At 74.7% G+C, this 22263-nt stretch carries 22 protein-coding genes; 14 read left to right on the top strand and 8 right to left on the bottom strand.

The window, feature by feature from the left end:
* Positions 1–8: 8 nt before the first annotated feature.
* Together CG736_RS33995 and CG736_RS33990 are read left to right on the top strand one after the other, a co-directional pair.
* Positions 9–1088, top strand: coding sequence for a hypothetical protein (locus CG736_RS33995; RefSeq protein WP_100589976.1), 1080 nt, complete (start codon positions 9–11; stop codon positions 1086–1088).
* 82 nt (positions 1089–1170) lie between these two features.
* On the top strand, positions 1171–1842 hold the full coding sequence (locus CG736_RS33990) for a TMEM175 family protein (protein ID WP_100589975.1): 672 nt from the start codon (positions 1171–1173) through the stop codon (positions 1840–1842).
* Here CG736_RS33990 and CG736_RS33985 read toward each other — a convergent pair.
* From CG736_RS33985 to CG736_RS33975, 3 genes are all read right to left on the bottom strand, one after another.
* Entirely contained in the window at positions 1827–2273 is a 447-nt protein-coding gene (locus CG736_RS33985; RefSeq protein WP_100589974.1) for a hypothetical protein, read from the bottom strand. The two genes, CG736_RS33990 and CG736_RS33985, sit on opposite strands and share 16 nt — an antisense overlap.
* A 94-nt stretch (positions 2274–2367) precedes the next feature.
* Positions 2368–2502, bottom strand: a complete 135-nt coding sequence (locus CG736_RS38480) for a hypothetical protein (protein ID WP_255419065.1) — start codon at positions 2500–2502, stop codon at positions 2368–2370.
* Between the two features lie 160 nt (positions 2503–2662).
* Positions 2663–3511 (bottom strand): universal stress protein, encoded by an 849-nt coding sequence (locus CG736_RS33975; protein WP_100589972.1) that lies wholly within the window; start codon positions 3509–3511, stop codon positions 2663–2665.
* A gap of 320 nt (positions 3512–3831) precedes the next feature.
* On the opposite strand from CG736_RS33975, the gene CG736_RS33970 reads away from it, so the two are divergent.
* The 3 genes from CG736_RS33970 (at position 3832) to mgtA (ending at position 8120) form a co-directional block, all read left to right on the top strand.
* Entirely contained in the window at positions 3832–4704 is an 873-nt protein-coding gene (locus CG736_RS33970; RefSeq protein WP_198520703.1) for a universal stress protein, read from the top strand.
* A 204-nt stretch (positions 4705–4908) separates the two neighbouring features.
* The gene (locus tag CG736_RS33965; protein WP_100590007.1) at positions 4909–5430 is read left to right on the top strand and encodes a universal stress protein; all 522 of its coding nucleotides are present in this window, start codon (positions 4909–4911) and stop codon (positions 5428–5430) included.
* A gap of 32 nt (positions 5431–5462) precedes the next feature.
* Entirely contained in the window at positions 5463–8120 is a 2658-nt protein-coding gene (gene mgtA / locus CG736_RS33960; RefSeq protein ID WP_100589970.1) for a magnesium-translocating P-type ATPase, read from the top strand.
* Between the two features lie 157 nt (positions 8121–8277).
* Here the strand turns inward: mgtA and CG736_RS33955 are convergent, their stop codons facing one another.
* The gene (locus CG736_RS33955) at positions 8278–9270 is read right to left on the bottom strand and encodes a LacI family DNA-binding transcriptional regulator (RefSeq protein ID WP_100589969.1); all 993 of its coding nucleotides are present in this window, start codon (positions 9268–9270) and stop codon (positions 8278–8280) included.
* Between the two features lie 236 nt (positions 9271–9506).
* Between CG736_RS33955 and CG736_RS33950 the strand changes: the two genes are divergently transcribed.
* The 5 genes from CG736_RS33950 to CG736_RS33930 all read left to right on the top strand — a co-directional run bounded on the left by CG736_RS33950 (position 9507) and on the right by CG736_RS33930 (position 13927).
* Positions 9507–10418: a ribokinase gene (locus CG736_RS33950; protein ID WP_100589968.1), complete on the top strand. Its 912-nt coding sequence runs from the start codon at positions 9507–9509 to the stop codon at positions 10416–10418.
* A gap of 126 nt (positions 10419–10544) precedes the next feature.
* Complete coding sequence (locus CG736_RS33945) at positions 10545–11891, top strand: NtaA/DmoA family FMN-dependent monooxygenase (protein ID WP_043908672.1); 1347 nt, start codon at positions 10545–10547, stop codon at positions 11889–11891.
* A 45-nt stretch (positions 11892–11936) separates the two neighbouring features.
* Complete coding sequence (locus CG736_RS33940) at positions 11937–12452, top strand: flavin reductase family protein (RefSeq protein WP_100589967.1); 516 nt, start codon at positions 11937–11939, stop codon at positions 12450–12452.
* On the top strand, positions 12445–12873 hold the full coding sequence (locus CG736_RS33935) for a riboflavin kinase (protein WP_100589966.1): 429 nt from the start codon (positions 12445–12447) through the stop codon (positions 12871–12873). Before CG736_RS33940 ends, CG736_RS33935 begins: the two co-directional genes overlap by 8 nt.
* A gap of 358 nt (positions 12874–13231) precedes the next feature.
* Positions 13232–13927 carry a nicotinamide mononucleotide transporter family protein gene (locus CG736_RS33930; RefSeq protein WP_100589965.1) on the top strand — a complete coding sequence of 232 codons (696 nt, stop codon included), beginning with the start codon at positions 13232–13234 and terminating at the stop codon, positions 13925–13927.
* A gap of 77 nt (positions 13928–14004) precedes the next feature.
* Here CG736_RS33930 and CG736_RS33925 read toward each other — a convergent pair whose 3' ends face one another.
* On the bottom strand, positions 14005–15213 hold the full coding sequence (locus CG736_RS33925; RefSeq protein WP_100589964.1) for a serine hydrolase domain-containing protein: 1209 nt from the start codon (positions 15211–15213) through the stop codon (positions 14005–14007).
* A 105-nt stretch (positions 15214–15318) separates the two neighbouring features.
* On the opposite strand from CG736_RS33925, the gene CG736_RS33920 reads away from it, so the two are divergent.
* The 4 genes from CG736_RS33920 (at position 15319) to CG736_RS33905 (ending at position 19204) form a co-directional block, all read left to right on the top strand.
* On the top strand, positions 15319–16782 hold the full coding sequence (locus tag CG736_RS33920) for a hypothetical protein (protein ID WP_100589963.1): 1464 nt from the start codon (positions 15319–15321) through the stop codon (positions 16780–16782).
* Between the two features lie 33 nt (positions 16783–16815).
* Positions 16816–17316: a GNAT family N-acetyltransferase gene (locus CG736_RS33915; protein WP_232734363.1), complete on the top strand. Its 501-nt coding sequence runs from the start codon at positions 16816–16818 to the stop codon at positions 17314–17316.
* Positions 17317–17448: 132 nt separating this feature from the next.
* The gene (locus CG736_RS33910; RefSeq protein WP_100589962.1) at positions 17449–18585 is read left to right on the top strand and encodes a DUF4190 domain-containing protein; all 1137 of its coding nucleotides are present in this window, start codon (positions 17449–17451) and stop codon (positions 18583–18585) included.
* Between the two features lie 28 nt (positions 18586–18613).
* Entirely contained in the window at positions 18614–19204 is a 591-nt protein-coding gene (locus CG736_RS33905) for a hypothetical protein (protein WP_100589961.1), read from the top strand.
* A gap of 38 nt (positions 19205–19242) precedes the next feature.
* Here the strand turns inward: CG736_RS33905 and CG736_RS33900 are convergent, their stop codons facing one another.
* The 3 genes from CG736_RS33900 to CG736_RS36705 all read right to left on the bottom strand — a co-directional run bounded on the left by CG736_RS33900 (position 19243) and on the right by CG736_RS36705 (position 22173).
* Positions 19243–19773, bottom strand: a complete 531-nt coding sequence (locus CG736_RS33900; protein WP_100589960.1) for an SMI1/KNR4 family protein — start codon at positions 19771–19773, stop codon at positions 19243–19245.
* On the bottom strand, positions 19757–20488 hold the full coding sequence (locus tag CG736_RS33895) for a hypothetical protein (RefSeq protein WP_157815838.1): 732 nt from the start codon (positions 20486–20488) through the stop codon (positions 19757–19759). The genes CG736_RS33900 and CG736_RS33895 overlap by 17 nt, the downstream gene beginning before the upstream one ends.
* Positions 20489–20679: 191 nt before the next feature.
* Complete coding sequence (locus CG736_RS36705; protein ID WP_157815837.1) at positions 20680–22173, bottom strand: hypothetical protein; 1494 nt, start codon at positions 22171–22173, stop codon at positions 20680–20682.
* Positions 22174–22263: the final 90 nt, after the last annotated feature.

Genomic DNA, 22263 nt, shown 5'->3' with positions numbered 1-22263 from the left:
GTGCCGCCATGACCGAACTCGCCGTGCTGGCCCGCCTGTCGGCCGACTCGCAGCGCCCCGTCGAACAGCTCGTCCGCCACCCCCGGCTCCCGCTGGTGGCGGGTACCGCGGCGAAGAGCCGGCTGGTCCGGGTCTGGGACTGCGGCGGCGGGCGGCTGCGCGAGCTCGCGCCCGTCGACCTGGGGCCGGCCCGGGAGCCGGACCCCGCCGAGTGGTGGCGGTCCGAGACGGCTCCGCCGGTGGCGTGGCACCCGGAGCGGCCGCTGCTGGTCGTCGCCGACGGCAGCACCCTGACCCGGTGGACGCCGGACGGCCCGTCGGCGCCCGAGCAGGTCTCGGCCGCCTACCTCCACCTGGCGTTCAGCCCGGACGGCCGCACCCTGTGGGCGAAGCCGTCCGGCGATTCCTCGGACGCGCTCGACCTCGCCACCGGCAGCGCCGTCCCGGCCCCCTACTGGGACACCGGTGTCGCCGTCCACCCGTCCGGCGAGCTGGTCGCCACCCTGGTCAGCGACCAGTCCGCCACCTTCTGCCTGTTCGCCCGACCCGGAGCCGAACCCCCGGCGGCGATGCGGCAGTTGCGGCACGCGCTGGTCCTGGCCGCCGACGGCTACGGCGCTCCGCTGTTCAGCGCCGACGGCCGGCACCTCGCCGTCCGCGGCAACGCCTACGTCGACTCGTTGGACGTCTTCGCGTTCCCTTCGCTGCGGAGGGTCCTGACGAGGACGCTCGCCGAGGACGACGCGCAGCGGTGGCCGGACGAGAACCTCGCCTGGGGCGTCCGACCCGGTGTCCTGTGGATCGGCGCCCCGACCGGCTCACTGCTCGAACTCGACGTCGAGACGCAGGAGACCGTCGAGCACCCGTCCCCGGCCGGTGCCCCGATCTCCGCGCTGACCGCCACCGCGAGCGGCGACCTGCTGGTCGCCCACGCGGACGGCGCACTCGCCCTGCTGGCGGTGCGGCCGACCGCGTCCGCCCCGGAGGTGGCCGATGGCGTCGCGGTCTTCCTCGCGGGGACCGAGGAGTTGCCGCCGAACGCCGAGTACGAGGAGGACCTGGTGGTCACCGACGGCACGGACACCTGAGGTCCGGGCGCCGACGGCCGACCCGGGCCGTGTCGCTCACGCTGCTGCGAAGCCGGCCGACACCACCCCCTGGAGTGCTCCCATGAGAGCGGAGGGTGAGGTCGGCAGCTCCGTTCCCGGGGCGTCCGCCGCCGAGGAGGCGCGCGGCTCCCCCAGCCGGCTGACCGCGCTGTCCGACGGCGTCTACGCGATCGCGCTGACGCTGCTGGTCCTGAACATCTCCGTGCCGGCCGGACTGGAGCATTCACAATTCGTGCACGCGCTCCGGGACGTGTGGCCCCGCCTGGGCACGTACGGCCTGAGTTTCGCCGTCATCGCCTCGCTGTGGCGGGACCACCGGCGGATCTTCCAGTTCGTCGCACGGGTCGACGACGCGTCCGTCCTGCTGACACTCGCGGGTCTCGGCGCGGTGGCGCTGCTCCCGTTCCCGACGACGCTGCTGTCCGACTACGGGGGCCGCGAGCCGCAGGCGGTGACGTTCTACGCCGCCACGATCGCCGCGGCCAACCTGCTGTACCTGCTGCTGTTCGTCAGGATCCTGCGGCACGCCCGGCTGTGCTCCCGCCCGGTCCACCGACGGGTGGCTCAAGGCGTGGCGATGGACCACGCCGGGACGATCCTGATCGCCGCGGCGACCGCAGCGGTCGCCTGGACCGTCTCGCCCACTGCCGGGCTCTACCTGTGGCTCGCCGCCCTTCCGTGCGGCATCGCGGCCCGCAGAATGCGACGGAGGGGCGGTCAGGAATCCGGCTGAGTGATCGTCAGGCCCCAGTGCACATCGGGGGCCGAGGTCTCCACGCCGACGCTGAGCGAGGAGATCCGGTCGACCGGTACCACGGCCGAGCCGCGGCCGATGGTGTCGGCCGGGCAGGCCACGGTGAACTCGACCGGGGTGGTGCCGCCGCCGAAGCTGACGTGCACCTCGCCCGCGCCGCTGCTGCCGCCCTGGCAGCCGACCGTGACGGTGACGGGCGGGCCGGACATGTTGAGGCCGGCGCCGACCGCGCCGCCGTTGCCGATCCAGTCCGGAATCCAGATGAACCCGTCCGGTCCGGGGTGCGGCAGGATCTCCCCCGTCCCGGGCGTTCCGTGCTCGGGTTCCCCGCCCTGCCCGGCCATCGCCGGCCCCGCCGCCACCACGACGGCCGCCGCCGCGGCCACCCAGGCGAAAGTCGCGCGCCTCATCTGTTTCTCCCCTCCGTCACCACCGGGCCCGGAAGTCCCGACGTGCCCGAAGAGTCTCATCCGGCACTGACAGCACTCACTTGAGTACGGGTACTCAGGTCACCGGTTCGGGGCCCCGCCGGTTCCGGGTGCCCGCGCGGATGCCGGCGGGCGCGGTAGTGACGGCCGACAGCGCCCTGCGGGCGGGGATCCGGTCACCGAGCAGCTCGGCGAAGTCCTCGGACGTCATGCCGAACTGCCGGGCGTCCTGCCAACCTGCCGGACCGCCCCCGTGCCGGTTCACCGGTGCTCGCGCTGTTCGCCCGGCCGCCGGTCGGTTTGACGTGCCGTCAGGCCGACCCGGCTCCGGATCCAAGGCACGGTGGTGACCGGCGGCCAGGTGCGTCGGGTCAGTCGTGCGGGACGATGGCGACCGGCGACTTGGCGTGGTGGCTGACGGCGTGGGCGACCCGGCCCAGGCGGTGGCGACGGCGGCCGACCACCACCAGGGCGGCGCCGGCGGAGGCGTCCACCACCGCCCCGGCACCGCTGCCGATCCGGCTGTCCTCGACCACCGTGACCTGCGGGTACTTGGCCCGCCACCCGCCGAGCCCCTGGGTGAGCAGCTCCGCCTCAAGGATGCGGAACTGCTCGGCCTCGGTCTCCGGCGCCACCCAGCCCGCGTAGCCCCAGACCGGGGGCGGAGTCCAGCCGTGAACCACGCGCAGCACCGCGCCGCGGGCCTCGGCCGCGCGGAAGGCGAAATCGACGACGGCGTCCGCCGGGGCGCGGGTGTCGATCCCGACGACCACCTCGCCGGGGGCCTCGCCCGGCTGCGGCTGCGCGGCCCGCACCAGCACAACCGGCACCTCGCAGCGCGCCGCGACGTCGAGGCCGATCGACCCCACCAGCAGGCCCTCGAAGCGGCCCAGGCCCAGCGAGCCGACGGCGAGCAGCTCCGCGTCGGCCGCGGCGGCGGCCAGGTCGGCGGCGGGCTCGCCGCCGGTCAGCAGGCCGGTGTGCAGCTCCAGCCCCGGATGGGCCTCGCGCACCTGCTGCGCGGTGTCGGCCAGCATGCGCTCCGCCAGGGTGCGCACGGACGCCGACCGGCTGGGATCGGCGTGCAGGTCGTCCTCCCAGGTCCAGGCGTGGACGAGGCGCAGGGCGAGGCCGCGGCGCAGCGCCTCGTCGGCGGCCCAGTGCGCTGCGGCGGTGCTCTCGGCCGAACCGTCGGTGCCGGCCAGAACGAACGTGCCCATGGCGGTGTCCCTGCTCTCCGTTGCTCGGGGCGGCCCCGGGTGCGGTCGCCGGGGGCCTGCAGCCATCCTGGCCGGGGCGCGCTCTCCGGGTCGAGGGCCTGCCCGGCCCATGGTCCGGGCCCATGGTCCCGGCCGGTCGGGACAACCGGTGCGGGCCGTCCGGCGGGGCCGTCCCGGACGGGCGACGGCCTGCGGGACCTTCGGAACCGGCCGGAGACTTCCGACCTCTGTCCGGACGGCCGGGGCCGCGGCGACGCTGTTGGGAGCACGAGGCCGGGCGAACCGCCGCCCGGACCATCCGCACCCCTGGAGGTCCACCCATGTGCGATTCCGTCGTGGCCGGCGTCGACGGCTCGGCCGAGAGCGCCGCAGCGGCCCGCTGGGCGGCGGCCGACGCGCTCCGGCGCGGCGTCGCCCTCCGGCTGGTGACCGTGGTGTCACCGTCGGGCAGCGCCTTCGGGCACCGTGAACCGGCCGGGCACCGGCTGCCGGAGTTCGCGACGACGCTCCGGGCCGAGCTCGTGCACGCCCTGCCGGGGCTGGACGTCTCGTGCGAGGCGATTCCCGGTGAGCCGTGGTCCGTGCTGGCCGCCGCCGGTGAGAAGCAGTGGCTGCTGGTGCTCGGTTCCCGGGGATCGGGCCGGCTCGCCGGGCGGCTCCTCGGTTCCGTCGCGCTGCGCACGGCCGCGGAGGCGCGGTGCCCGGTCGTCCTGGTGCCGGAAGGCGCCGCGGACCCGGACGGCTCCGGCGAGGTCGTGGTCGGAGCGAGCGGCGAGCGGCCGTCCGGCGCCGTCCTCGGGTTCGCCTTCGAGGAGGCCGCCCGGCGCGGGGCCGTACTGCGGGCCCTGGAGGGCGGGGCCGAACCGCACGGGCCGCTGCGGACCGACGCCCCGATCGGTCCGGCGGAGGTCCGGCGGTCGCTGGTGGAGGCGAGGACGGTCCGCTTGCAGGACGCGCTGGCCCCCTGGCAGGAGAAGTTCCCCGAGGTGCGCACGGTGGCGGAGGTGACCGGCTGGGGCGCGTCCCGGGCACTGCTGGAGGCGTCGCGCGGCGCGGCCCTGGTGGTCCTGGGCCGGCGCGCCCCCGCGCATCCGCTGGCCGCGCCGCACCTGGGACACCTGGCACACGCGGTCGTCCACCACGCCCACGGCCCGGTGGCGGTCGTCCCGCACGACGCGGCGCAGGGCCGGTGACCAGCGGCCCGGAGCTGCCGGGGGCCTTCAGCCCGCCGCGAATGCCCCGCTCGACCCCGGTCGACGGCGGGCCCGGGCGGTGTGAGGGGCATGTGCCGCACCGACATCCACGCCGCCCGCGGCGACCGGCCGGTGCAGCCGGCGACCTGCGCGCCTGAACCGCACCGCGCAACCCGACAACCCATCGATCGGAAGGACAACGGCATGAACGGGACCGGCAGCACGGCGGAGCGGCGCATCGTGGTGGGCGTGGACGGCTCGGAGTCGTCCCGGTCCGCGCTGCGCTGGGCCGTACGCCAGGCGGCTCTGACGGGTGCCACCGTGGAAGCGGTGATCACCTGGGAGTATCCGGCCGTCCACGGCTGGGAAATGCCGCTGAGCGACGCGGACTTCAGCACGGCGGCCGAGCAGACGCTCGCCCAGGTCGTCGAGGAGGAGGGCGGCCCGGCCCACCCGGTCGAGATCGGCCGCCGGGTGGAACGCGGCAACGCGGCCCGCGTCCTGCTGGACGCCGCCGAGGGCGCCGAACTCCTGGTCATCGGCAGCCGCGGCCACGGGGGCTTCACCGGAGCGTTGCTCGGCTCGGTCGGCCAGCACTGCGTCCACCACGCCACCTGCCCGGTCGTCGTCGTCCGGGACACCGCGCACCAGGACACCGCCCACGACGCCGCGCACCAGGACACCGCCCACGCCGAGCACGCCGATGTGCCGGCCGCCGGTCGGTGACCCGCACCCCTGGCCGACAGGAGTTCCAGCCGATGCACCGGACCCTCACCCGGCCGGACCCGGTGCGTCCGGCTGCCGAGCAGCAGGACGCCGCCGCCGGGATGCCCGCCCGCCAGGCCGCCACGCAGGACGCCGCCCAGGTGCTCGCCCGCCTGGACAGCACCCGCGCCGGGCTGTCCGGCGCGGAGGCCGGGCGGCGGCTCGCCGCCGTCGGCCCCAACGCGGTCCGCACCCACCGGGTGCGGGCCCTGGCGGTGCTCGGCCGCCAGCTGCGCAGCGCCCTGCTGCTCCTGCTGCTGGCCGCCGCGGTGGTGTCGTTCTTCTTCGGCGAGCGCACCGACGCGGTGATCATCGGCGTGATCCTGCTGCTGAGCGTCGCCCTCGGTTTCGCCAACGAGTACCGGGCCGAGCGGGCCGCACAGGCCCTGCACTCGCAGGTGCGGCGCACCGCCGTGGTGCTGCGCGACGGCCACGAGCAGGAGGTGGACGTCACCGGCCTGGTCCCCGGCGACGTGGTGCGGCTGGCCCTCGGCCGGATCGTGCCCGCCGACGTGCGGGTGCTGGAGCGCACCGGCCTCCAGTGCGACGAGAGCATCCTCACCGGCGAATCCGCCCCGGTGGACAAGGACCTGGCAGCGGTGGACGGCGAACCGGAGCTGGCGGAACTGTCGTGCTGCGCGCTGATGGGCACGGTGGTGCACGCGGGCAGCGGCACCGGGGTGGTCGTCGCCACCGGCGGGCGCGCCGAGTTCGGCCGGATCGCGCTCGGTCTCGGGGACCGGCAGCCGGAGACCGCGTTCCAGGTCGGCCTGCGCCGATTCTCGGTGCTGCTGCTCCAGGTCGCCGCCGTCCTCACCACCGGCATCTTCGTGATCAACACGGTGCTGCACCGGCCGCTGCTGGACGCGCTGTTGTTCTCGCTGGCCATCGCCGTCGGGATCACCCCGCAGCTGCTGCCCGCCGTGGTCAGCACCAGCCTGGCAGCGGGCTCCCGCCGCCTCGCCCGCCGCAAGGTCCTGGTCAAGCGCCTGGTGTGCATCGAGGACCTCGGCGACATGGACATCCTGGTGACCGACAAGACCGGCACCCTCACCGAGGGCCGGATCACCTTCGAGAGCGCCCTCGACCCCGCCGGCGCCGCCGGGGAGGACGTGCTGCTGCTCGGGCTGCTCGCCACCGAAGGGGACCTGGACGGCGACCACCTGGGCGACAACCCCCTGGACACCGCTCTCTGGCAGGCCCCCGGTGCCGCCGGGTTGACGGCCGGACACCTGCGGCTGGCCGGCCTTCCGTTCGACCACGAGCGTCAGCTCTCCTCCGCCCTCCTCCAGCGGCCCGACGGTACCCGGGTGCTCGTCACCAAGGGCGCGCCGGAGGCCGTGCTGGCCCGCTGTGCCGCCGTCCCCGCCGACGCCGCCCCCGTACTGGCCGGCCTCTTCGCCGCCGGCCACCGGGTCGTCGCGGTGGCGGCCAAGGACGCCGGCGGCCTCGACGCGATCGCGGTGCCGGACGAGAGCGGGCTGGAGCTGGCCGGGTTCCTGGTCTTCCGCGACCCGCCCAAACAGGGCGCCGCCGAGTCCCTGCGCCGGCTCGCCGACCTCGGGATCACCGTCAAGATCTGCACCGGCGACAATCCGGTGGTGGCCGAGAAGGTGTGCGCCGACCTCGGGCTGCCCGCCGGGACCACCCTCACCGGCCGGGAGGTGTCCGCGATGAGCGACGGGCAACTGGCCGACGCCGCCGCCGGGGCCACCGTCTTCGCCCGGGTCTCCCCGGACGACAAGGCCCGCGTCGTGCGCGCCCTGCGCGGCAGCGGCCGGGCCGTGGGCTTCCTCGGCGACGGCGTCAACGACGCGCTGGCCCTGCACGCCGCCGACATCGGCGTCTCCGTGGACAGCGCCACCGACGTGGCCAAGGACGCCGCCGACGCCGTCCTGCTGGAGAAGGACCTCGGCGTGCTCGCCGAGGGCGTCGCCGAGGGCCGACGGATCTTCGCCAACACGATCAAGTACGTGCTGATGGGCACCTCCAGCAACTTCGGCAACATGTTCAGCGCTGCCGGCGCCTCCCTGGTGCTGCCGTTCCTGCCGATGCTGCCCTCGCAGATCCTGCTCAACAACCTCCTCTACGACACCGGCCAGCTCACCATCCCCACCGACCGGGTCGACGACGAACAGCTGCACGCACCCTCGCACTGGGACATCGCCTTCATCCGCCGCTTCATGCTGTGCTTCGGCCCGGTCAGCTCGCTCTTCGACTTCCTCACCTTCTGGGTGATGCTCGGCGTCTTCCACGCCGGGCCCGAACTGTTCCGCTCCGGCTGGTTCGTGGAGTCCCTCGCCACCCAGGCCCTGGTGATCTTCGCCATCCGCACCCACCGGATCCCGTTCCTGCGCAGCCGCCCGAGCATCCCGCTGCTGGCCGCGTCGCTCGGCGTGGTGGCCCTGGGCGTCGCGCTCCCGTTCTCGCCCGTGGCCGCGACACTGGGATTCACGGCTCTCCCGCCCGCCTTCTTCCTCGCCCTGGTGACGATGGTCGTCGTCTACCTCGTGCTGATCGAGGGGGTCAAGCGGTGGTTCTTCTCCCGCCCCGCCACCGCGGAGGTCCCGCGCGCACCCCGCCTCCGGCAGCAGGCCCACCGCATCCACCGCAGGGCCGGCCACTTCGGCCACCCCGGTCCGCTGACCTGATCCGGGACGTCCGCCCGGGCCGGGACGCGCCGAGGACGGCGGCCGGCGCGCAGGCGGGCGAGCACGACGGCGGCGGCCGCATCGAGGTCCACCGGTGTTCGGCCCCGCCGGGGAGGTGACCACCGTTCGACCGGGCGGGCGCCCGCCCGACGCGCCGTCAGGCGTCGGCGTCCGTCGAGGCCCGGACGACCAGTTGCGGGGCGAAGCGCTCCACGCTCTCCGCCCGCTCCCTGGAAGGGGCCTGAAGCAGCGTCAGGGTGCGTTCGGCCATCGCAGTGAGCGGGTGGCGGATGGAGGTGATCGGCGGGTCGAGGAGTTCGAGTATCTCGGTGTCGTCGAAGCCGGTGACGGCGATCTCCCCGGGCACCGACACGGCCGAGCGCTGCAGGGTGGAGACCAGGCCGACGGCGAGGACGTCCGCCCCGCAGACGACGGCGTCGATCTCGTTGCGCTGCGCGGCGATCCGTCGTGCGGCGGTGCGGCCGGCGTCGGTGGTGAAGCTGGGGAGCAGGACGGTGGCGGCGCCGGTGCCGCGGGCCCCGGTGAAGGCGGCGAGGCGTTCCGCGCCGGAGGAGGACGCCTGGTCGGCGGCGACCAGCGCGATCCGGTGGCGGCCGAGGGTGTCGAGGTGGTCGAGGAGCAGGCGCATCGCGGCGGCGTTGTCGAGGGTGACGGCGACCGTCCCGGAGCCGCTCGCCCAGCGGTCGAACAGGACCAGGGGCGCCCGTTTGGCGGCGGCCCGGACGGCGGGGCCGGAGGCGGCGGCGGAGACCGGGACCACGACCAGCCCGTCGACCCGTCCGCCGAGCAGGGTCTCGATCTGTTCGGCCTCGATCTCCACCGAGTTCGCGGCGTCGGAGACGACCAACTGTCCGCCGGCGGCGCGGACCTGCTGGGCGATGGCGTCGGCGAGTTGGACGAAGTAGGGGTTGGCGAGGGAGGGGACGACCACGCCGATGGTGCCGGTGGTGCCGGTGCGCAGCGCCCTCGCGGAGTGGTTGGTGCGGTAGCCCAGTTCGCGGGCGGCGTCCTCGACGCGGCGGGCGAGTTCGGGGTCGACGTTGCGCGGGGTGCCGGCCAGGACGCGTGAGGCGGTCGCGCGGGAGACGCCGGCGGCGGCGGCGACGTCGAGGAGTCGGGGCGCTGTCACGTGGGGGGTCCTCCCCGGTCGGGAACGGTGCCAGAAGGCGTTGTCGTAAGCGGTGTCGGTTGCGGCGCCGAGGCGGGTCCGGTGTCGAAACGGTGTCGGCGCGGTCTCGGATCGGACGGCCGCAGGCCGGGATGTCCGAGCTGGCGGAATGCGCAGCACGAGGGTACTTGACGGTCGGCGAGGGCTGGGCCAGAGTGTGGGAAATCGATCTCCCAAGGAGCTCCCAAGGAGCGCAGATGTCGTCCATCACCGTCGTCGGTTCGGTCAACCGAGATCTTGTGCTGACCGTTCAGGACCTGCCGCGACCTGGCGAGACCGTGCTTGCGGAGCGCTTCGTGGAAGGCGTCGGCGGCAAGGGCGCCAACCAGGCCGTGGCAGCCGCCCGGCTCGGTTCCCGGGTCCGGCTGGTGGCCCGGGTCGGGGCGGACGCGGAGACGATCCTGCGGGCGCTGGCCGCCGAGGGCGTGGACGTCACCGCGGTGCTCCCGGCCGCGGACGCCAGCACCGGGATCGCCTCGGTGGTCGTCGACCGGGCGGGCGAGAACACCATCGTGGTCAACCCGGGCGCGAACGCGGCGCTCACCGTCGCCGACCTGCCCGAGCAGTTGTCGGGTGCGGGCGAGGTGTTGCTGGTGCAGCACGAGATCGCCCCCGACGTGGTCGCCGCCGCCGTGCTGCGGGCCCGGGAGCAGGGCGGCACGGTCGTCCTCAACCCGGCGCCGGCCCGGCCGGTCGCGTCCGACGTGCTGGCGGCGGTCGACGTCCTGGTCCCCAATCTCGGCGAACTCGCCACCCTGCTCGACGTCGCACGCCCGACCGGCCCGGACGGCGCGCGCGACCTGCTGGAGAAGGCCGAACTGCCGTGCGGGGCCGTCGTGGTGACGCTCGGCGCGGACGGAGCGCTGGTCAAGCAGCCGGGCCGCCCGGCCGTCCACCTGCCCGCACCGGTGGTGGACGCCGTCGACACCGTCGGCGCCGGCGACACCTTCTGCGGTGCGCTCGCCGACTCCCTCGCCCGCGGCGGCGACCTGCTCTCCGCCGCCGAACGCGCCGTCCGGGCAGCCTCGTTGGCCGTCACCGGGCTCGGCGCCCAGTCCTCCATGCCGACCGCGGCGCAGCTCGACTCCCCTGCCGTCGAAGGCTCCTGACCACCCGCAGCACCAACTCCCGCACCGTTTTAAGTTCTTGGCGGAACGGGACTCAACTCGCCTTTCGTCAGCGGTTCCTGACGACCAGTCGGCTCCCCCGCACCCCCAGTTCAACGGAGAACACCCATGCGCAGCCTCAAACTCGGACTGTTCGAGAACGCCCAGACCAACGCGAGCGGCACCGCCACCTGGCGCCACCCCGAAAGCCGCCGCCACCTGTTCGACACCCTCGGCTACTGGCGCGAGGTCGCGCAGCTCTGCGAGGACGCCAAGCTGGACTTCCTGTTCCTGGCGGACGCCTGGGGCTGGTCGGAGATCAACGGGGTGCGCCCGCCGATCGCCACCGAGGAGACCCTCGACCTGCCGCGCCTGGACCCGTTCGTGATCGCCTCGGCGCTGCTCGCCTCGACCACCGACCTGGGCCTGGTGGTGACCGGTTCGGTGCTGGTGGAGCCGCCGTACGCGTTCGCCCGCCGCCTGGCCACCCTGGACCAGCTGTCCGGCGGCCGACTGGGCTGGAACATCGTCACCACCGGCACCGCCGACACCGCCGTGAAGGCGTTCGGGATGGACATGGTGGCGCACGACGACCGGTACGCGATGGCCGAGGACTTCCTCGACCTGGTCTACAAGTACTGGGAGGGGTCCTGGGAGCCGGACGCCCTGGAGAAGGACAAGGCCGGCCGGTTCGCCGACCCGGCGAAGGTGCACCTGGTCGAGCACGAGGGCCCGTACTTCCGCTCGCACGGCTACGGCAACACGGCCCGGTCCCCGCAGGGCACTCCGGTGCTGTTCCAGGCCGGCGCGTCCCCGGCGGGCCGCCGGGTCGGCGGCCGGCACGGCGAGTGCATGTTCGTCGGCAGCGGCAGCGTCGCGCAGCTGGCGGGCCACACCAAGGCGATCCGCGAGGAGGCGGTGAAGGCCGGCCGCGCCGCCGACCAGGTCAAGATCATGTCGGCGTTCTCCTGCGTGGTCGGCGCGACCACCCAGGACGCCGAGCGCCGCTGGCAGCGGATCCTGGACGCGCAGCGCCCGGAGGTCACCGTGGCCTCGTACGCGATGTTCACCGGCCTGGACCTGTCCTCGTACGCGCCGGACACCCCGATGAGCGCGCTGTCCACCGAGATGTCGCAGACCCAGGTCGCCCGGTTCGCGGACAAGACCGTCGGCGACGTGCTCGCCGACTGGCACACCCACGGCGTCGGCGCCCGCCCGGTGGTCGGCACCGCCGAGGAGATCGCCGACGAGATCTGCGCGCTCGCCGAGGGCGCGGACCTGGACGGCTTCCTGCTCTCGCCGCCCGTGCAGCCGCACTCCACCGTCGAGTTCGTCGAGTCGGTGCTGCCGATCCTGCGCGAGCGCGGCGTGTTCCGCGGCGAGTACGAGGACGGCGAGTCGCTGCGCGAGCGCCTGACCGGCGCCGACGACCGGGCGCTGCCGGCCAGCCACCCGGCCGCCCGGTACCGCCACTGATCCCACCCCACCCACGCCATTCGCGACGAGAGGACGGCGACGGCCATGGCCATTCCCGCCCACCACCCCACGACCGCCGAGGACTTGAGCGCGGACGCGCTGCGCCGGGCCTTCGGGGCGTACCCCACCGGCGTGGTCGCGATCGGCGCGCTGCGCGAGGGCGCACCGGACGGGTTCGCCGCGAGCTCGTTCGTGTCGATCTCGCTGGAGCCGCCGATGATCGCGGTCAGCGTGGCCCGCACCTCGACCACCTGGCCGCGCCTCGCCGACCGGCCGGTGCTGGGGCTGAGCGTGCTCAGCCACGGCCAGGGCTCGCTCTGCCGGCGGCTGGCCTCACGGGCGGGCGACCGCTTCGAGGGCGCCGACTGGCAGGCGACGGCGGACGGCGCGGTGCTGATCGAGGGCGCCGCGCTGTGGCTGACCGCCCGGGTCGGCGCGGTGTACGACGGCGGCGACCACGAGATCGTCCTGATGGAGCTGCTCACCACCGAGCTGTTCCCCGGCGTGGAGCCGCTGGTGTTCCACACCAGCCAGTTCCGCGAGCTGTCCCCCCATGCCTGACACCTCGCCGACCTGCCTGTCCGGCACCGTCGTCCACGGTGCCGGACGGGGCCGGGGGCTGGGCTTCCCCACCGCCAACATCTCCCCCGACCCCGGTTCGGACGTTCCGCGACCGGCCGTCTACAGCGGCTGGTTGACCCGCCCGGCCACCGGCGCCGTGCACCGCGCGACGATCAGCATCGGCACCAACCCCACCTTCGAGGACGGCCCGCGGATCCACACCGAGGTGTACTGCCACGACACCTCCGACGACCTGTACGGCGAACGCGTCTCGCTCTGGTTCGTCGCCCGGATCCGGGACACCGTCAGGTTCGCCTCGGTGGACGAGCTGCTGCTCGCCGCCCGGGCGGACGTCCGCCACTCGGAGGCGCTGCTGGACTCCGCGCACGGCCGCGACGTCCTGGCCGCCGCCTCGCACTGACGCACCGCCATCCCCCGCCCTCCACAAGCCCGGTCGGCCCCGCTCTCCCGCTTCCCCCTGCGGGGCCGACCGACCCTCCCCCCACGGCACGCACCCCCACCCCACACCCACGTCCGCGCCCAACGCCCGCGTGCCCGGCCGGCCCCGCCCCCGCTTCCCCCGACGCGGGGCCGGCCGCTCCCTCCCCGCCTCGCTCCCCGTCCCCTCCCCCTCCCTTCCTGTACGGCACGCACCCCCACCCCACACCCACGTCCGCGCCCAACGCCCGCGTGCCCGGCCGGCCCTGCCCCCCCCAGTTCTCCCCACGGGGCCGGCCGCTCCCTCCCCGCCTCGCTCCGAACGAACAAAGGTGTGAGTAATGAGCGCATTCCACTGGCTGAACGAGCAGTTCAGCTTCCTCGGGCTCCCCGTCTACTGGTCCGACTTCCTGGGCAACATCCTGGCGCTCGCCACCGTCTGGCTGGCCCTGCGCCGCTCGCTGGTGGCCTGGCCGGTGCAGATCCTCGGCTCGGTCTTCCTGCTGATCGCCAGCCTGAACGTGCACCTCGGCGGCAACGCCGCCCGGCAGGTCGTGATCATCGTTTCGGCCACCTGGGGCTGGGCCACCTGGAAGCGCAGCCGCGAGCAGGAAGGCGCCATCAACGTCCGCTGGGCGACCGGGAGCGAACGCGCCCTGCTGGTCGGCGCGATGGTGTTCGGCACCGCCGCGTTCGGCGGTCTGCTCAAGTGGACCGACGCCTCGTTCTACCCGGGCGCGCCGTGGTGGATGGTCCTCGCCGACGCCTGGATCTTCATCGGTTCGATCCTCGCCATGTACAGCCAGGCCCGCCGCTACATCGAGTTCTGGTTCGTCTGGCTGGCCGTCGACCTGGTCGGCGTGCCGCTGGCCATCCACTCCGAGCTGTACTTCTCGGGCATCGTCTACGGCATCTTCTTCGTCATGGTGCTGATGGGCATCCGCGACTGGGCCTCCCGCAGCAAGCCCCAGGACATCGCCTCCCCGCTGGAGCCCGCCGTCCAGGTCGAGAGCCGCGACGAGGCCGGCCGCCACTGACCGCACGCCCCCGCCCGTTGCAGGCCGGCTCCCACCCCCACGGGAGCCGGCCTGCAACGCGTGGCTCCGACGCGGCGTCAGGACGCCCGGAGCGCCGCGTAGACGGCCGCGATCAGGCGGTGGTTCTCCGGGCCCGCGCCGTAGCGGGACGGGAGGCCGAAGCGGCGGCGGGTGTAGGCGTAGGCCAGGCCGCTGCCGGGGTCGGCGAAGCCCAGGGAGCCGGTGGCCCCGCTGTGGCCGAACGCGTCCGGGCCCAACGGGGGGAACAGGGCGGTGAGTTCCTCGAAGCCGAGGCCGAAGACGTCCTCGTTCCCGGTGATCACGTCGGTGCCGTGGAACTGCGGGCGGGCGAACTCGACGATGGTCTCCGGCTTCAGCAGCGCGGCCCGGCCGGCCACCTCCCCGATCGCCGCCGCGTACATGGCCGCCACGCCGCGGGCGGTGCCGACGCCGCCGGCCGAGGTCGGCCCGAGGGCCCGCACGGTGCGGTTGTTGGCGAACTCCACCAGGTCGGTCGGGGTGGGCCCGTTCCGGTTGCCGGCGACGGCGAGGATGCTGGTGGGGTCGACCGTCCTGGCCGCGAGCCGCTCGGCCTGCTCCGGCGTCGGCCGCAGCGGCAGCGTCTCGGCCCGACGGGCCTCCAACTCCTCGGGCAGGCCGAGGTAGAAGTCCAGCCCGTACGGGGCGCGGACCCGCTCCTCGAAGATCTCCTGGATCGAACGCCCCGTCACCCGCCGCACAACCTCGCCGGTGAGCGCGCCGATCACGAACGCGTGATAGCCGTACGCCGATCCCGGCTCCCAGAAGGGCCGTTGACCCGCCAACCGGGCAGCGATCACCCGGTCGTCGGCCAGCTCCTCGTCAGTGAAGCCGCCGTCCGCCCCCGGCACGCCCGAGCGGTGCGCGAGCAGCTCGCGCAGCGTCAGCCGCTCCTTGCCGTGCACGCCGAACTCCGGCCAGTACGAAGACACTTCGCGGTCCAGGTCGAGCACGCCGTCCTGCACCAGCAGCGCCGCGACCAGGTGCGTCGCGCCCTTCGTGATCGAGAACACGCTCATCAGGGTGTCCGCGTCCGTCCCGCCGCCGGCCCACAGGTCGACCACCCGCTGCCCGCCGACGTGCACCACCAGCTGCGCCTCCGGCGACTCGTGCATCTCGCCCAGCACAGCGGCGAATTCGTCCCGCACGCCCTCGAACCCTGCCGCCACGGTGCCCCGCACCTCATCGACCTGCGCCGCCCCGCCCTGCGCCGCCCCGCCCTGTGTCGCCCCGCCCTGATGGGCCATCGCCGTTCCCCCGACTGTCCGATCCGGCCGTCCGTCGACCGAAGATCCCAACTTTCGTTCCCCCACGAAGATTCCCGGCCCGGACGATCTGCCAGGATCACCACTGTGACCAGCGCCTTCCGCATCGACCGCGTCCTCGCCGACCGCCCCTTCGCCGAGGCCTGCGACCCCGTGCTCGCGGTGCCGGACGAGCGCCGCGGGCTGCTCGCGGTGGCGGGCCGGGCGGTCGGCCCGTGGCCGCAGCCGGTCGCGGTGTACCGCACCGCCGACCTGGCCTGCGTGGCCCTGGCGCGCTGCCGCTTCCCCGTGCACGCGCTGGCCTTCCACCCCGACCTGCCGCTGCTCGCGATCGGCACCGGCAGCTACGACGGCGGCTACTTCTTCGAGGGCGAGCTGCTGCTGCTCGACCTCGAATCCGGCGCCGCCGTCTCGCTGTTCGAGCACTGGTCGGGCCGTCAGGTGCTCGGCCTGGAGTGGCTGGACGGGCGGTCGCTGCGGCTGCTGCTCGCCCCGCCGGACGACTGGCGGGACCGCGCCGCGTGGCAGGAGGGCCACCTGGCCGAGCTGCACCGGGACGACTGGCGCGCCGTCGCCCCGGCGTCCGTCCCGCCCGCGGAGCTGGCGGGGCCGCGCCTCGCCGTCCCGCGACCCGACGGCGCAGCGGCGGCCCGCCTCCTGCTGGACGGCCTGCACAGCGGTCGGGAGCCGCGCGGCCCGATCGGCGCCGTCGAGGAACTCGCCGACGGGCGACTGCTGTTGGCGACGCCCGAGGCGGCGGTGGAGTGCCGCACGCCGTCCGACACCGTCGCCTGGTCGCTCCGGCGGGAGGGCTACGGCGGCGAGTTCGCGGTCGCCGCCGACCGACGGTCGGTCTTCGTCCGGGCCGCCGAGCCGCCGTCGGTCGCCGAACACTCCCTCACCGACGGCTCCCTTCTCGCGCGACGTGAACTCCCGGGCCGTTTCACGCTGGTGGCCTGTGCGGACGGCCCTCCGGCCCTCGTCCCGTTCCGGTACGGCGACCTGCGGATCCGGCGCGGCCGACTGGTGTACACCGCCCCGCACCGCCGTCCCTCGCAGTCCGAGCAGTGGCTGGTGGCGGCCGACCCTTCGCAACTGCCCGCCGAGGACCGGCCGTACCGGCCGTCCGACCGGTACCGCGGCTGCTTTCCGCTGTCCTGGGACCCGGCGCAGACCCACCTGCCCGGCCCGGGCGTCGAACTCCCCGACGGGAGCCTGGTGTACGCGGGCACCGTCCACGACGGCCACGGCCTGCAGCCCGGCGGCTCCTTCGTGGTCCGCCGCGGCCCGGCCGACGGCACGCCGCGCTGGGTGTTCCGCACCGACCGACCGGCCACCGCGCTGGACCTCGACGTCGACCGGGACGCCGTCCATCTGGCGTACGACGATGCCGAGTTGGTGACCCTGTCGGCCACCGACGGCACCGTCCGGCGACGGGGCCCGCTGACCGTCGGCCGGGTCGCGGTGGTCGCGACCGCCCTCACCGTCCCCGGCCCCGGCCGCCTGCTGCTCGGCACCACCGACGGCCGCGTCCTCTCCTGCACCACCTGAGGCGGGCGGGCCGCCCCGTGCCATGATCGGGCCATGGCCGAACCGGTGATCCGCCCGCGACACGACGACGATCTGCCCGCCTGTGTCCGGATGCTGGCCGCCGTCCACCGGGTCGACGGGTATCCGGCGGTGTGGTCGGCCGAGACCGAACACTGGTTGACGCCACGGGAGTTGCTCGGCGTATGGGTCGCCGTCGACGGACCGGCCGTGCTCGGCCACGTGGCCCTCACCCGCACCGGCCCCGACCTGGCGGCGGCAGTCGGCCGACCGGCCTCGCAACTCGCCGCCGTGGCACGGCTGTTCGTCGACGTCTCGGCCCGACGGACCGGACTGGCCGGCGCGCTGCTGGCCCGGGCGGTGCAGGCGGCGGCCGCGGACGGGCGCCGGCCGGTGCTGGAGGTCGACTCCGACGCCGCGGGCGCCATCGCGCTGTACGAGCGCACCGGCTGGCGGCGCGTCGGCACCGCCCCGGGAGACTGGCTGACGGCCGCCGGGCAGCCCGCCGTGGTCCACACCTACCTCGGGCCGGTCTGACCCTCCCTCAGCACGCGCCACCGCCCGTGGGACGATACGGAAATCGGTTCGCCTCCCGACGGTCCTTCAGGAGAGACTTCCTGGTCGCGATCGATGCGCCGATCACCGCCGTCCCGAAGCCCAAGGTGCCGCATGACCGTCCCCGCCCCGCCCGACCGTCCCGAGCCCGAAACCGCGGCCGCGGCCCCGGTCGAGTCCGAGCCCGCGGCTCGGCCCGCGTCCGAGCCCGAAGCCACGGCCCGGCCCGAGGCCGCACCCGAGGCCAAGGCCCAGCCCGCGCCCGCGCCGTCGTCAGCGCCCGTGTTCGAGGATGCGCCGGCGCCCGTCAGGAACCCGTGGGCCGCACCGGACCCGAACGCGGTGCCGCCGGCGGCTCCCCCGCCGATGCCGGGGCCGGTTCCCGGCCCGTTCCCGGCCCCCGGGCCGCACCCGAACGGCATGTATTGGGCGCAGTACCCAGTGCCGACCCCGGAGCCGCGCAACGGCGTGGGCATCACGGCCCTGGTGCTCGGGATCGTGGGCGTGGTGCTCTGCCTGCCGCTGTTCCTGTTCTGGCTCTCCTGGCTGCCCGCCCTGCTCGCGGTGTGCTTCGGCGGCGTCGGCCTGAGCCTGGTCCGCAAGCGCCTGGCCACCAACCGGGCGATGGCGCTCACCGGCACCGCTCTCGGCGTCGTGGGCCTGCTGGCCTCCGTCAGCACCGGCGTCCTCCTGATCGCCGACCTGAGCTCCGACATGCGGGAGCACAGCCGCACCGTGCGGCAGCAGGAGCGGGACGACTCCGAGCGGCGGCGCCTGGCGGACGAGCGGTCGAAGAAGGCCGCCGCCGAGCAGGCCGCGCGGGAGGCGGACGAGAAGGCCCGGCGCCTGTCCTTCGGCGGCAGCTACACGTACCCCGACGGCCTGAAGGTCACCATGGCCGCACCGACCCCCGCCTCGCCGCCGAGCCGGAGCAGCGGCGCCACGTTCCCGCCGGACACGACGTACATCCTGGTCCAGGTGACCGTGGTCAACACCGGCTCCGCCGAACTGTCGCTGTACGGCTCGGGCTCGCTCATCGTCAAGGACTCCCGGGGCAGCCTCGCCCGTCCGGTGTTCAGCGGCGACCGGTTCAAGATGCTCCCGCAGACCCTCGGCCCGGGCCAGGAGGCCACCGCGCTGGAGGAGTTCGCCCTGCCGAACGCCTCGGCCGACCCCTTCACGCTCCAGTTCACCCACGGCACCCGGATGGAGCGCAAGGACGTCATCTGGGCCGGCTCGGCACCCCGCTGACCCACCGCACCAACGGAGTTCACCCCGCATGACCGCCGTCTCCGAGCTCGCCGCCCTCGGCGAACCCGTCCTCGCCGTCGCCGACCCCGCCCGCCGGCTGCTCGCCGTGGCGTGCGCCGACCCGTACGGCGAGGCCACGACGCTAGGCCTGTTCGCGACCGGTGACCGCCCCCGACTCCTGCGGCGGATCGACTGCCCGCACCACGTCAACGCGCTGGCGTTCCACCCGAGCAGCCCGCTGCTCGCGGTGGGCGTCGGCGACTACGACGGCGGCTACCACTTCGAGGGCCAACTGCTGCTGGTGAACCTCGACAACGCCGCCGAGCGGGCGATGTTCGCCGAGACCTGGGGCCGCCAGGTACTCGCCGCCCAGTGGCTGGACCGGACCCGACTGCGCCTGCACCTGGCCCCGCACGACGACGACGAGGACGAGGCCGCCCACCACGACGCCCACGTGGTCGTCCTGGAGCACCCCAACTGGACGGCCGCCCTCGGCCGTTCCGTCCCGGACGAACGCCTCCAGGGCCCACGCATCCGCTACCCCCGCCAGGACCACCGCGCCGCCGCCCGCCGGCTGACGGCCCGCCTGCTCGTCCCGCCGGCCCACCGCCACGACTGACCCCGGACCACTGACCGCCGACCGCCCGGGGCGCACCGTCAGCGGCAGAACCCCATGACGGTGTCCTCGAATCCGGGGAACTCTGCGGCCGCGTCCTCGATCACCTCGGCCGCCGGCTGCCGCCGCTCCGGGGCGAACTCCTCGGCGACAGCCGACAGTTCGCCCCGCGGCCGACCCGTCCACCCACCGCGCCGCCCGACCGTGGCGGCCTCGGCCGGGCCGAACCCACCGGCCAGCAGCCACAGGAAGGCCCCCAGGTCACGGGCCACCACCGCGGTCTCACCCTCCGAGCCGAGAAACACCACCGGCTGATCGACGACCGACCGCCCCGGCCGCACCAGCCAGAACGCCGCCCACCCGCCCGAGCCGTCCTGTCCGAACACCCGGAACTCCTCGCCGTCCACCTCCTCGTTGCCCGTCCAGGCCTGCCACCAGAAGGCGGTGTCCTCGGCGGACCGGAACGCCGGGAAGGGCTCGAAGTCGATCCCGTCCCCGCCGTCGTAGTCGAACGGCACGGCCAACGCGGCGGCAAGGGCAGCGGGGAACTGTCGATCATCGGTGTGGTTCACGGGCCGTGAGCCTGGTTCGCGCTTCGGCCGGGGCATCCTCCGCCCGGTCCCCCAAGCCGAGTCCGAAGCGCGCAGCCAACTGCTCGACCCGGTCCGCCACCGGGACGGAGCCGTCCACCGTGACGACGTCCAGCCCGTGCTCCTCCGCCTGGCGGCGGACCTCCGCGTCCCAGAGCGCATCACGACCGAGCCGCAGCGCCAGCATGCCCGCCGGGTCGCCGCCGCCCCAAGTGGCCTGCGCACGGCCTCGATCCGCGTAGCGTGCACGGAGGGCGGCCTCCCGGAACTCCGGAGTGGGCAGCAGGAACACCGCGTGCTCGGGCCGGGCGAGCAACGGTACGAGGTCGCGGGGCAGGATCCCGAAATAGTCCACCAGCACGACCCGATCGCCCGGCCCGGTCCGCAGATCCTCGGCGAGAAAGCCCGCGGTCTCCCCGTACAGGCTCGCCATCGACCGGAACACCTGCTCCGAGGTCCGCCCCTCCCACGTCCCACCCGCCGCCGTCCCCCGCAGCGCGGCCAGGCGCGGATGCCGCTGCGGCGTGCACCGCGCGAGCCAACTGTGCTCCGCACGATCGCCGTTGTAGACCTCGGCCCCGCACCGCTCGGCCAACGCACGCGCCACCGTGCTCTTCCCGGCCCCACAGCCACCGACGATCCAGCGCACGTGGGCGAGCCGGTCGGCGACGTCGTCGTTCTGGCGTTGAGGAATCATGGAGGTCATCGTCCTTGCCGCAGAACGGAATTGACAGTCTCAGGCGCTGCCGGACGTCGACTCGGGGGTCTCCGGACCCGGACGGCAGCACGTTCGGAGCGTCCGACCGGGCCCCGTCGGCGCTTGCCGGATGCGCTTCGTCCGCCCGGCCGAACACTCCGAGCCCCTCTGCGTCAGCGGCCCCTGCCCGACTACCCCGGTGGCATCAGGCGCAGCAGGTCCGCCACCGGCAGTGCCGGGTTCGCGGCAGCCCTCTGGACGGTGACCGGGTCCGAATCCTCAAGCAGGGAACGGAGTTGGTCGAGCGGAAGTGCCGGATGGGAGGCGACGCTGCGGCGGGCTCGGGTGTCGCGGAGGCAGGCGGTGAGGGTGGGGCCGTCGGCGGCGGGGTGGGTGGCGAGGGCGCGCAGGGTCGCGACGTTGTGGTCGGCGCGGACGAGTTCGGCGAGCACGGCGGGGGTGACGCCCGGATTGGCGGCGATTCCGGCGGCGACGGCGCGTCCGTGGCGCCGGTGCATGGCGCGCAACTGCCCCTCGTCCAGGCCGGGGTGGGGTGCGACGGCGGCGGCGACCTTGGCGACCGCGTCGTCGGCGAGCAGGTCGCGGACGGGGGCGGGCAGGTCGCGGTGGAGCGCGGTGACGCGGCGCAGCTCGGGGTCGGCGGCGGTGGCGAGCGCGTCCAGTTCGGCGCGGGTGGCGGCGGCGATCCGTGGCGGCAACTGCCGGACGACGCCGCACACCTGGTCGAGGACGTCCAGCGGGACCTGCGGATTCCGGGTGACACTCCGCCGCACCTCGTCGGACCGGTCGGCGGCCAGTTGCCGGATCAGTTCCTCCCCGATCGCGGCATTGCCCGCCAACTCCTCCCGCGCCCAGCTCTCCGGTCCGCCGGCGAGTGCGGCGTACGCGGACGCGGGAAGGTCGGTGCGCCGGGCGAGTTGGGCCCGCAGGAGCGGTGACGGGGTGTCGAGGTGGCGGAGCACGTCGACGACGGGTGCGGCCGGGTGACCGAGGGCGGCCTGCAGGATCCCGTGCCGGGCGTACTGGTGGCTTCCGTCGCAGGCCGCCCCGCCGGGCAGGGTGCAGTCCCGGTCCGGGCAGTCCGGCGGGTGGACCCACGGGACGGCGTGGCGCGCGCAGACCTCGCAACCAGCCAGCGGCGGACGGTCGTTGATGAGGTCGGCCAGCACGGCGGACGGCGTGCCCTCGTTGAACCCGAGCTCCGCACGGACGTGCTCCGACGGGTGGGCGGCCAGCAGCGCGGCGATCTCCGGATCGGTCGTCGCCCCGGCGAGCGCGATCGGAACGGCGAGATCGGCGTCACCCGCCAGCCGCCGCGACACCTCGGCCGGGAGCACCGGGCAGGCCGCCAACTCCGCGCGCAGTTCCGGCCGTTCGAGCACCGCGTAGGCCCACTCCACGGGCGCGAGTCCGGCCCACAACAAGCCGAGCGCCGCGACGGGCTGCCGCGACGGATCGACCCGCTCGACGGTCAGCAGCCCGCTCGCCACCAGGCCCCTGGCCTCCACGACACCGCGCCCGGCCAACACCTCGACCTGCTGCTCCGTCAGCCCGACCCGCCCGGCCAACTCCATCGACAGCTCCGGCATCGTCACCAACCGGTCCACCGCCTCCACCGGCAGCGCAGGATTCTCGGCCAACCCGGCCCACACATGACGACGCATCCCCGCATCCTTCCCGAACACGTCCCGCCCCACCGCGAATTACGCTCCGCGCCAGGCCAGAGCGGTTCGCCCCACCCGCCACCACCCGGC

The organism is Kitasatospora sp. CB02891, assembly GCF_002803145.1.
GTDB lineage: Bacteria > Actinomycetota > Actinomycetes > Streptomycetales > Streptomycetaceae > Kitasatospora > Kitasatospora griseola.
Note: the sequence above shows the minus strand (reverse complement) of the source record. Positions and strands in the feature narration are given on the sequence as shown.